Below are 8,972 nucleotides of genomic sequence, written 5' to 3' on the forward strand. Positions count from 1 at the left end.
CACTGGCACCCGCCCGTATAGACCGGCCGGTTATCAAGGCTCATCGATCCCTCCCATCGAGCTCACTCCGGATCATGGCAGACCGCCTCGACATTGTTGCCGTCGGGATCGAAGACGAAGGCGCCGTAATAATTGGGGTGGTAATGCGGACGCAGCCCCGGCCCGCCATTGTCCTTGCCGCCGGCCGCAAGGGCCGCGGCATGGAAAGCGTCGACCTCGGCGCGGCTGCGCGCGGTGAAGGCGACATGCTGATGGTCCTTCGGCTTCTCCTTGCCCGCGCTCAGCCAGAACACCGGCCGGTCGCGGCCATAGCCGCCGACCTTGGCGCCGGCGGTATATTCCTCCGGCACCATGTAGAGCAGCGAAGCGCCAAGCGGCGCCATCGCCTTGTCGTAGAAGGCCTTGGACTTTTCGAAATCGGAAACGCTGATGCCGAGATGATCGATCATGGAACGAGCTCCTGCGTTGCGGTCTCCGGCACTTCGGCGCCGGCCAGGCCGGCCGCAATGACGATGTGCTGGCAGACATTGTCGATATCGCGGATCACGTCGTCGTTCCAGAAGCGCAGGATGGTCCAGCCGCTTGCAGCTAGATAGCCACTTCTTGCCTCGTCACGGTTTAAGTGTTCCGCATCGCCATGCTGGCTGCCATCGACCTCGACTATGAGGCGATGGGCCGAGCACGCGAAATCAACGATATAAGGCCCGATCGGCACCTGCCGCCGGAAGCTCATGCCCATCAAGCGGTGGGCACGCAACTCGTTCCAAAGTTTCAGCTCGGCATCCGTCATGGCACGCCGCATGGACTTGGCGTTATTGCGCTGACGGGATGGAACGAGGTCGTGACCATAGCTACACGCCCTCACGTTTGCGACTAACGAAATCGCACGCCCGAGCTAATCTCCCCCCTTGCGGGGGAGATTGGACGTCACCGGGGCCTCCGCCAGTCCTGAAACGATCCCCTGCGCCACCCTCACCGCTTGATCTCCCAGGTCGTCACGCGCTGGCCGGTGACCGGATCCTTGCCGTCCTTGAGCTGAACGCCCTGCGCCAGAAGCTCGTCGCGGATGCGGTCGCCTTCGGGCCAATTCTTATCGGCGATGAACCTCAGACGCCTGGCGATCGCCGCAGCGATCACGGTTTCGTCCACCTTCGCTGCGCCGACATCGAAACCCAGAAAGGCAAGCGCCGCTTTCAGTGAAGCCGCGGCGGCGTTCTCGCCGGCGCCAGTGAACTCCACCGCCTCGCCGGCAAGCTGCGTCAATCGCTGAAAGGCAGTGTAGGTGGCGAGGTCGTCGGACAACGCCTCCAGCACGTATGCCGGCAGGTCCCTCGCCGCCGCGGGTGCAAGGTCGGCCGCACGTTTCCATTTGCGCAGCGTGTTTTCCGCCTCCTCCAGCTTGCGCACGGAAAAGTCGATCGGCTCGCGGTAATGCGTCATCAGCATCGCCAGCCGCAGCACCTCGCCCGGCCATTTCCTGCCGCCGAAAGTCTCGGTCTCCAAGAGCTCATGGATCGAATAGAAATTGCCGAGGCTCTTCGACATTTTCTGGCCCTCGACCTGAAGGAAGCCGTTGTGCATCCAGACATTGGCCATGACTTTGGTGCCGTGGGCGCAGCGCGACTGGGCGATCTCGTTCTCGTGATGCGGGAAGATCAGGTCGAGGCCGCCGCCATGGATGTCGAAGATCTCGCCGAGATAGGCGGCCGACATGGCCGAGCATTCGATGTGCCAGCCCGGACGGCCCCTGCCCCACGGGCTTTCCCAGCCGGGCTCTTCCGGCGTCGAGAGTTTCCATAAAACGAAATCGCCGGGGTTCTTCTTGTGGACGTCGACCGCGATGCGGGCGCCGGCCTGCTGCTCGTCGAGATTGCGCTTCGAAAGCTCGCCATAATCGGGCATCGAGGCGGTGTCGAAGAGCACCTCGCCCCCGGCGACATAGGCGTGGCCGCGCTCGATCAGTTGCGCAATCAGCGACAGCATGTCGGCCTTGCCGTCGGCGCGGGGCGCGACGAACTCGGTCGCCCGCGGCTCGTGGGTCGGCTCCAAACAGCCGAGTGCCGCGACATCTTTGTGGTACTGGTCGGCGGTCTTTTCGGTGACGCGCCGGATCGCGTCGTTCAGCGAAAGCGTCCCGACTTCGATCTCGGCGCCGAAATCGCGCAGGGCGCGCGCATTTATCTTGTCGTCGACATCCGTGATGTTGCGCACATACGTGACGTGCTTTTCGCCATAGAGTTGGCGCAGCAAACGGAACAGCACGTCGAAGACGATCGCCGGCCGCGCGTTGCCGATATGGGCAAAGTCGTAGACTGTCGGGCCGCAAACATACATGCGCACGTTTTGCGGATCGATCGGAACGAAACGCTCCTTCGCCCGCGTCAGCGTGTTGTAAAGGCTGAGGCCCTTCGATGCGTCAGACATTCGTGCTCTTCCGATCCCTTATGTTGGACGGAGCCTCCCCGCGCGCGGGCGCAAATCGGGCTCCAGCCTGCTGGCCGGGGCGTTTGTCCAATCTAGGGGAAGATAAGGCGAAAACGTCCGGACCAGCGCGAGGCTAGCCAATAATGCAAATGCCACAAATGGCGAAAGACGTTTTCATGCCCGGCTTTATCGCGTCCGCAGGTGTTGCCGTCAAGTCGCTCAACTCGGGAAAGCTGTCGTTCCATCACAGGTAAAAACGGGCCGAAACATTTTATTAAGCATCTCGGCACAGTGATGAAACATTATCGGACTAGACCGCCAAACGTCACGATTTGGTCCGAATCGACCACCAAACCCAGACACGAAAACGTTACCAGGGAAGAGAACAATGCCTCGAAGTAAGCAAGAACAAAGTCGACCGGCGCAACAGCCGCTCGCCAGCCACTACCGCGCGATCGGCCCTGCGGCCATCGTCGCAGCCCTTCTTCACACCGCGAAGAAGAAGAAGCCGGCGCAGAAGATCATCTCGCCGCGCGCCGCTTGAAACGGCAGGACCGGCGCAGTCTCCGATGATCGGGGTGCCGGCGATGAGGGCGACGCCAATGCTCGCCCTGGAGATGAAGGCCTCCGCTAGCAGCCTTCGCTAAAACAGGGTCATCTGGTTTTCGTCCGCGCCGGGTTTCTGGCGCCTGACCTTGTCGGGCTGAGGCCCGACCATGCCCCGCTCCTGAATCTCCGGCCCGGTGTTGGCGACCTTGTTGACGAGGTCGGAAACCGGAATCGCCTCGAAGAAATCGGGCTCGGCGGGCTTGAGGAGGTCGAGCACGTCGCGCGGCTCCTGCGTGCGGCAATCCAACCAGCGGGCGAAATCGCGTTCCTCGATCACCACCGGCATGCGGTCGTGGATATGGGCGGTGCCGGCGTTGGCCCGCGTGGTGAGGATCGCGCCGGTGTCCACCTCGGAACCGCCCGGCTCGGCATAGGTCTTGATCAGACCGGCGAAGGCGATCACCCCGCCCCGCCGCGGCTGGATCCAGTAGGGCTGGCCCTTGGCGCTACCCGACTGCTGCCATTCATAAAAGCCGGAGGCCGGCACAAGGGCCCGGCGATGGCGCATGGCGGTCTTGAACGAGGCCTTCTGCAGCACGCCTTCCGAGCGCGCGTTGAAGAGCAGCGGAAATTCCTTCGTATCCTTGACCCAAGTCGGGATCAGGCCCCAGCGCACCAGCATCGCCTGGCGGTCTGGCAGGTTGGAGCCTGGCGCTCTTGGCGGACTGGCGAACGCCATCAGCACCGGCTGCGTCGGAGCGATATTGTAGCGGGCCGGAAACGCCCCCAGCTCCGCCAGGCCAAGAATGGCGGCGGTCTGGTCCGGCGAGGCGGTCAGGGCAAAGCGTCCGCACATGGATTGGCTCTTCGGTCGGGATCGCCATGAAAGTGGCGATGGAACCGCCGCGCCGCAACCGCTAAAGCTGTCCGGTCCACAACCAAGCCGGCAGCCGGCGCGATTCGCAACGCATGAACAAGGTTCGCAAGATTATCCCGGCAGTCTCCGTCGCCGTCGTGCGCGGCAAGACGGTGCTGCTTGTCAAGCGGGCGCGGCCGCCTTCGCAAGGGCTCTACGCGTATCCCGGCGGCAAGGTCGAGCCGGGCGAGACGCTGGCGCAAGCCGCGGCGCGCGAACTCAAGGAGGAAACGGGGCTCCAGGCGAAGGATTACCGCCCGCTGCGCGACATCCATATCGACGGCCGCGCTGAGCACCACGCGGTCGACTATCTGCTGACGGTGTTCGGCGCGGCCTATGTCGGCGGCGAGCCGGCAGCGAGCGATGACGCCGAGACGGCGGCGTTCTACACGCTGGCGGAAATGGCGGCGATGCCGCTGGCGGGCGATGTGTTTGAAGTTGCCGAGGAGTTGCTTGGTCCTGCGCAAGCCGCCGAGCGGTGACCCCAGAATGGCCTTGCAGGCGACAAAATGTTTCGCCACAAAGCCTTGCTCTTCCATCGCAAGGCCCTGATGACCCGCGCCTCCCCCTTTCTCGCCGCAAGCCTCGCCATCAGCATGGCCGTCACGGTGCAGCCGGCATCGGCGGCCGAGGCGCCGTTCGAGCCCGGGCTGATGCGCCTCGCCGAGGTGCTGGGTTCGCTGCATTTCCTGCGCAACCTCTGCGGCGAGAAAGGCGACCAGTGGCGGCTGGAGATGGAAAAGCTGCTCGAGTCGGAAAATCCCGATCCCAACCGGCGCGCCCGCTTCATCGCCTCCTTCAATCGCGGCTACCGCTCCTTCAGCGGCACCTACACGCAGTGCACGCCTTCGGCCACCGAGGCCATTGCCCGCTACATGAAGGAAGGCGAGACGCTGTCGCGCGATATCGCTTCCCGCTACGGGAATTGAGGACCGGCATCGATCGCGACTATCCACCGACAAATCGCTCCAATGTGGCCGGCCTTATTGTATCAGGCTGCGCCTTGGTGCAATCATCTGTTGCGCTTGTGCAACAATGTTAATGAAACGTTAGTGGACAAATGCGGAATTAACTCAAACTGAAGGTTTTAATGCCGCAAGCTGGTCTAATCGGCTAAGCTCGGTCGGAATTGATCGCAGCCTTGCTCGATATGTAGATTGCGACTGCAGAAATGTCGTATTTACAAGCACTTGTACGAGCAGCGCATGAACTGGCAAGTCAAGCCCGGTGCCTTGCCGGACCGACGCTTGAAAAGGTGGACATCGCAATGGAACATGGCGTCAGCGACATCGACGCGTTGGTCAGGGAAGAAAAGCGCCTGACCGCCGTGGAGAGCCACAGCGAAGCCTGGGCGGAAGGATTGTCGGCCGGCATCGAGCCCGAAATCATCGCCGAGGCTGCGCTGGAAACCGCCTTCGGCGAGATGCTGCGCGCCAATGGTGAGACCTCAGCGCTGGCCCTGCTCGACCGCATGCGCGAAAAGGTGATCTCCGGCGCGTTCGAGCCGGAACGGCTCAGGCACTAGCCCGCCCGCTTTGGCTGCTTTTGACGGCGACGCGCCGTTTGGGCATCATACCCGCCGCCTAGCCATTAGTTTTTCGCAATTCCGGACAGAAACCATTGCACAGTTTTCTGGAATTGCCCTAGCGAGCCCGGAACCATGGAGAGGCAAGGGGTGAGATTTTCGTTGGCAGGCAGGCCGCGCGGGCTGGCCCTCGGCATCTGGATCACTGCTTCCTGCGCCGGGCCATTGGCAATCTGCCTCGCCAGCACGCCTTGCTATGCGCTAAGCGAGATCCAACGCGAGGAGTTGCCTTCGCCGGTCACTCCGTCCACCAGTGACGAAACGACCGCTCCGGGGACCACCGTGCCAATGCCGGCCGCGCCCGGCACCAAACCCTCCGACAACAGCCAGCCGGCCGATGAGACGGACAAGAGCGCGCCGGAAGCGCCAACCGGCAGCGGCGGCATCACCAGCCCGCGCTCCGACCCGGATTCGCCGCCGCCGCCCGTCGTCTACGACCTCGACAAGCTTCCCGAACCGGTCAAACGCATGCACGGCCTGATCATCGAGGCCTGCAAGAGCGGCGATATCGAGAAACTTCGGCCGCTGATCGGCTCGGGCGAATCCATGACGCAGCTTTCGCTCGGCGACATCGAGGGCGACCCGGTCGCTTTCCTCAAGGGACTCTCCGGCGACGGCGACGGCCAAGAGATTCTCGCCATTTTGGAAGAGGTGCTCAGCGCCGGCTATGTCCATGTCGACACCGGCACGCCGCAGGAGCTCTATGTCTGGCCGTATTTCTTCGCGCTGCCGCTCGACAAGCTGGATCCCAGGCAGCGCGTCGAGCTGTTCAAACTCGTCACCGCAAGCGACTATGACGACATGAAGCAGTTCGGCGCCTATATCTTCTATCGCGTCGGCATCACGCCCGCCGGCCAGTGGCTGTTCTTCGTCGCCGGGGATTGAGCCAGAAGCTCATCCCTTGCCAATTTTGGTCTGCGGCCATATGCGGTTTGCCTCCTCTCGCAGAGCCGGAATCGCATCGGCTCCCACCGTCGGCATTTGCAAGAAGAAAATCGACCAGGGCAAGTTCCCGCAGCTGCAGGCACTCTTAATGCAGGGCGCGCTTAAGAAATCCAACGTGGCCTAAGCCGCCAGCGCCTCGGAAAACTCCACCGCCCTGCCCTGGCCGGGCGTGACGATCTCGCCGTCCCACATTACCCGGTTGCCGCGCACGATGGTGCCGACCGGCCAGCCGGTGACCTCTTTGCCGTCATAGGGCGTCCAGCCCGCCTTGGAGCCAGCCTGCGCGTTGGTGATGGTCTCGCGGCGCTTCAGGTCTACGACGGTGAAATCGGCGTCGTAGCCGGCGGCGATGCGGCCCTTTCCCGCCATGCCGAAGATGCGCTGCGGACCATGACTGGAGAGATCGACGAAACGCTGCAAAGTGAGCCGGCCGGCGTTGACATGGTCGAGCATGATCGGCACCAGCGTCTGCACGCCCGTCATGCCCGAAGGCGAGGCAGGATAAGGCTTCGCCTTCTCGGCCAGCGTGTGCGGCGCGTGGTCGGACCCCAGCACATCGACGATCCCTTGCGCAATGCCGTGCCAGACGCCGTCGCGGTGGCGCGCCGCGCGCACCGGCGGGTTCATCTGGATCAGCGTGCCGAGCCGCGCATAGTCGTCAGCTGAGAGCGTCAGGTGATGCGGCGTCGCCTCGCATGTAGCGACGTCTTTATGCTGCTCGAGGAAAACGATCTCCTCGGCCGTCGAGATGTGCAGCACATGGATGCGCGCGCGCGTCTGTCTCGCGATGCGCACCAGGCGCTCGGTGCAGCGCAGCGCCGCGATCTCGTCGCGCCAGACAGGATGCGACGAGGGATCGGCCTCGACGCGCAGACCGAGCCGCTCGCGCAGACGGAACTCGTCCTCGGAGTGGAAAGCGGCGCGGCGGCGGGTGTTGCGCAGGATGGAGGCGACGCCTTCGTCGTCCTCGACCAGCAGGTCGCCGGTGGACGAGCCCATGAAGACTTTTATGCCGGCAGCTCCTGGCAGCCGCTCGAGCTCGCCGACATCGCCGGCATTGTCGCGCGTGCCGCCAACCCAGAAAGCGAAGTCGCAATGCATGCGGCCGGTGGCGCGCCGCACCTTGTCGGCAAGGGCCGCCTCGCTGGTGGTCAGCGGATTGGTGTTGGGCATCTCGAAGACCGCGGTGACGCCGCCCAAAACCGCGGCGCGAGACCCGGTTTCCAGATCTTCCTTGTGCTCCAGTCCCGGCTCGCGGAAATGCACCTGGCTGTCGACGACGCCGGGCAGGATGTGCAGGCCCGTGCAATCGATCGTCTCGCCGGCCGACGCTTGGCCGAGATCGCCTATCGCGGCAATACGCCCGGCCTTCACGCCGACATCGCGCCGGCCTTCACCGTCATGGTTAACTACCGTGCCGCCTGTCAGGATGAGGTCGAAGGTGGTTGCCATGGACTGGTCCAATCTCTTGCGGGGGGAGTGTGGCCGGCTTACGTAATGACCATCATTTTTGCAAGATCAGGCCGACTTCACGCCCATGCCCTTTGCCCTGCTGAAAGACCGCGCGCTCATTTCCGTGTCAGGCCAGGATGCCGAACATTTTTTGCAAAACATCCTCACCACCGATCTCGATGCGCTTGGCGCCGGCGAGGCAAAGCCCGGCGCGCTGCTTTCGCCGCAAGGCAAGATCCTGTTCGATTTTCTCATCTCTCGCGCCGGCGAGAACGGCTTCCGGCTGGAATGCCGGACCGACATAGCCGATGACTTCGTGCGCCGGCTGATGCTTTACCGGCTGAGGGCAAAGGCCGAGATTGCCAAGCAGGATCAGGCGCTTGTCACGGTTGCATGGGGCGATGATTCAACCGCCTCACTTGCCAATTCAACTTCCCTCGCCGACACGCGCTTCCGCGAGGTGGAGGTCAGGCGCAAATATGAGGGCGCAGTTCAGGACAGCGGCGATGCCGGCGCATGGCGGGCCCTGCGTATCGCCAACGGCATCGCCGAAAGCGGCAGCGATTATCAGCTCGGTGACGCTTTCCCACATGACGTTCTCCTCGACGAGACCGGCGGCGTCGGCTTCAAGAAAGGCTGCTATGTCGGCCAGGAAGTCGTCTCGCGCATGCAGCATCGCGGCACCGCGCGACGCCGCGTGCTGATCGCCACAGCCGGGGGTTCCCTGCCTGCGTCCGGTACCGAGCTCACCGTCGCAGGCCGCCCGGTCGGGACGCTGGGTTCGGTAAGCGGCGGACGCGGCCTCGTCATTGCCCGCATCGACCGCGTCAAGGCAGCGCTCGATGCCCGCGACCCGATCATGGCCGGCGACGTCCCGGTGACGCTCGCCATCCCGGGCTGGGCGAAATTCTCCTTCCCGCAAGACACCGTCAGCGCGGAGGAGGCCTGATGGCGGCCGACAGGGCGGGAGCGCCGCCGCGCGCCTGGCAGCGCATGCTGTCCGGCCGGCGGCTCGACCTGCTCGACCCCTCGCCGCTCGACATCGAGATCGCCGACATCGCGCATGGCCTCGCCCGCGTCGCCCGCTGGAACGGCCAGACC

Annotated in this window: 11 protein-coding genes and 1 pseudogene; 7 read left to right on the plus strand and 5 right to left on the minus strand. The window is 63.9% G+C overall.

Translation table 11 applies throughout. From position 1 onward, the window contains the following. Window positions 1-62 precede the first annotated feature (62 nt). The 3 genes from EOA60_RS08735 to cysS form a co-directional block, all read right to left on the minus strand. Window positions 63-449 (minus strand): VOC family protein, encoded by a 387-nt coding sequence (locus EOA60_RS08735; RefSeq protein ID WP_066997387.1) that lies wholly within the window; start codon window positions 447-449, stop codon window positions 63-65. After that, window positions 446-865 carry a DUF559 domain-containing protein gene (locus EOA60_RS08740; RefSeq protein ID WP_281058585.1) on the minus strand — a complete coding sequence of 140 codons (420 nt, stop codon included), beginning with the start codon at window positions 863-865 and terminating at the stop codon, window positions 446-448. Before EOA60_RS08740 ends, EOA60_RS08735 begins: the two co-directional genes overlap by 4 nt. Before the next feature lie 107 nt (window positions 866-972). Then, window positions 973-2,424: a cysteine--tRNA ligase gene (gene cysS, locus EOA60_RS08745; RefSeq protein WP_095823670.1), complete on the minus strand. Its 1,452-nt coding sequence runs from the start codon at window positions 2,422-2,424 to the stop codon at window positions 973-975. Between the two features lie 388 nt (window positions 2,425-2,812). Between cysS and EOA60_RS08750 the strand changes: the two genes are divergently transcribed. Then, window positions 2,813-2,968, plus strand: a complete 156-nt coding sequence (locus EOA60_RS08750; RefSeq protein ID WP_082953737.1) for a hypothetical protein — start codon at window positions 2,813-2,815, stop codon at window positions 2,966-2,968. Between the two features lie 99 nt (window positions 2,969-3,067). Here EOA60_RS08750 and EOA60_RS08755 read toward each other — a convergent pair whose 3' ends face one another. Next, window positions 3,068-3,829 carry an SOS response-associated peptidase gene (locus tag EOA60_RS08755; RefSeq protein WP_095823671.1) on the minus strand — a complete coding sequence of 254 codons (762 nt, stop codon included), beginning with the start codon at window positions 3,827-3,829 and terminating at the stop codon, window positions 3,068-3,070. Window positions 3,830-3,942: 113 nt separating this feature from the next. Here EOA60_RS08755 and EOA60_RS08760 point away from each other — a divergent pair, with 113 nt between their 5' ends. From EOA60_RS08760 to EOA60_RS08775, 4 genes are all read left to right on the plus strand, one after another. Continuing rightward, window positions 3,943-4,371, plus strand: a complete 429-nt coding sequence (locus EOA60_RS08760; RefSeq protein WP_095777839.1) for an NUDIX hydrolase — start codon at window positions 3,943-3,945, stop codon at window positions 4,369-4,371. A 69-nt stretch (window positions 4,372-4,440) separates the two neighbouring features. Further along, window positions 4,441-4,818 (plus strand): TIGR02301 family protein, encoded by a 378-nt coding sequence (locus EOA60_RS08765; protein ID WP_095781940.1) that lies wholly within the window; start codon window positions 4,441-4,443, stop codon window positions 4,816-4,818. Between the two features lie 338 nt (window positions 4,819-5,156). Then, window positions 5,157-5,414 carry a hypothetical protein gene (locus EOA60_RS08770; RefSeq protein ID WP_066997401.1) on the plus strand — a complete coding sequence of 86 codons (258 nt, stop codon included), beginning with the start codon at window positions 5,157-5,159 and terminating at the stop codon, window positions 5,412-5,414. Between the two features lie 150 nt (window positions 5,415-5,564). Next, window positions 5,565-6,359, plus strand: coding sequence for a hypothetical protein (locus EOA60_RS08775; protein WP_095800109.1), 795 nt, complete (start codon window positions 5,565-5,567; stop codon window positions 6,357-6,359). A 180-nt stretch (window positions 6,360-6,539) separates the two neighbouring features. On the opposite strand, the gene EOA60_RS08780 is transcribed toward EOA60_RS08775, so the two are convergent. Further along, window positions 6,540-7,871 carry a dihydroorotase gene (locus tag EOA60_RS08780; protein WP_095823672.1) on the minus strand — a complete coding sequence of 444 codons (1,332 nt, stop codon included), beginning with the start codon at window positions 7,869-7,871 and terminating at the stop codon, window positions 6,540-6,542. Window positions 7,872-7,956: 85 nt separating this feature from the next. On the opposite strand from EOA60_RS08780, the gene EOA60_RS08785 reads away from it, so the two are divergent. After that, window positions 7,957-8,820, plus strand: coding sequence for a folate-binding protein YgfZ (locus EOA60_RS08785; RefSeq protein WP_095823673.1), 864 nt, complete (start codon window positions 7,957-7,959; stop codon window positions 8,818-8,820). Beyond that, a pseudogene (locus EOA60_RS38845) lies at window positions 8,820-8,972 on the plus strand (hydrolase); the annotation flags it as partial. The gene EOA60_RS08785 and the pseudogene EOA60_RS38845, both read left to right, overlap by 1 nt.

The organism is Mesorhizobium sp. M1A.F.Ca.IN.020.06.1.1, assembly GCF_004023265.1.
Taxonomy (GTDB): domain Bacteria; phylum Pseudomonadota; class Alphaproteobacteria; order Rhizobiales; family Rhizobiaceae; genus Mesorhizobium.

Coding starts and splice junctions, on each gene's coding strand:
- EOA60_RS08785 (WP_095823673.1), top strand. CDS start 7,957: ATGCCCTTTGCCCTGCTGAAAGACCGCGCGCTCATTTCCGTGTCAGGC.
- EOA60_RS08770 (WP_066997401.1), top strand. CDS start 5,157: ATGGAACATGGCGTCAGCGACATCGACGCGTTGGTCAGGGAAGAAAAG.
- EOA60_RS08765 (WP_095781940.1), top strand. CDS start 4,441: ATGACCCGCGCCTCCCCCTTTCTCGCCGCAAGCCTCGCCATCAGCATG.
- EOA60_RS08760 (WP_095777839.1), top strand. CDS start 3,943: ATGAACAAGGTTCGCAAGATTATCCCGGCAGTCTCCGTCGCCGTCGTG.
- EOA60_RS08735 (WP_066997387.1), bottom strand. CDS start 449: ATGATCGATCATCTCGGCATCAGCGTTTCCGATTTCGAAAAGTCCAAG.
- EOA60_RS08755 (WP_095823671.1), bottom strand. CDS start 3,829: ATGTGCGGACGCTTTGCCCTGACCGCCTCGCCGGACCAGACCGCCGCC.
- cysS (WP_095823670.1), bottom strand. CDS start 2,424: ATGTCTGACGCATCGAAGGGCCTCAGCCTTTACAACACGCTGACGCGG.
- EOA60_RS08780 (WP_095823672.1), bottom strand. CDS start 7,871: ATGGCAACCACCTTCGACCTCATCCTGACAGGCGGCACGGTAGTTAAC.
- EOA60_RS08750 (WP_082953737.1), top strand. CDS start 2,813: ATGCCTCGAAGTAAGCAAGAACAAAGTCGACCGGCGCAACAGCCGCTC.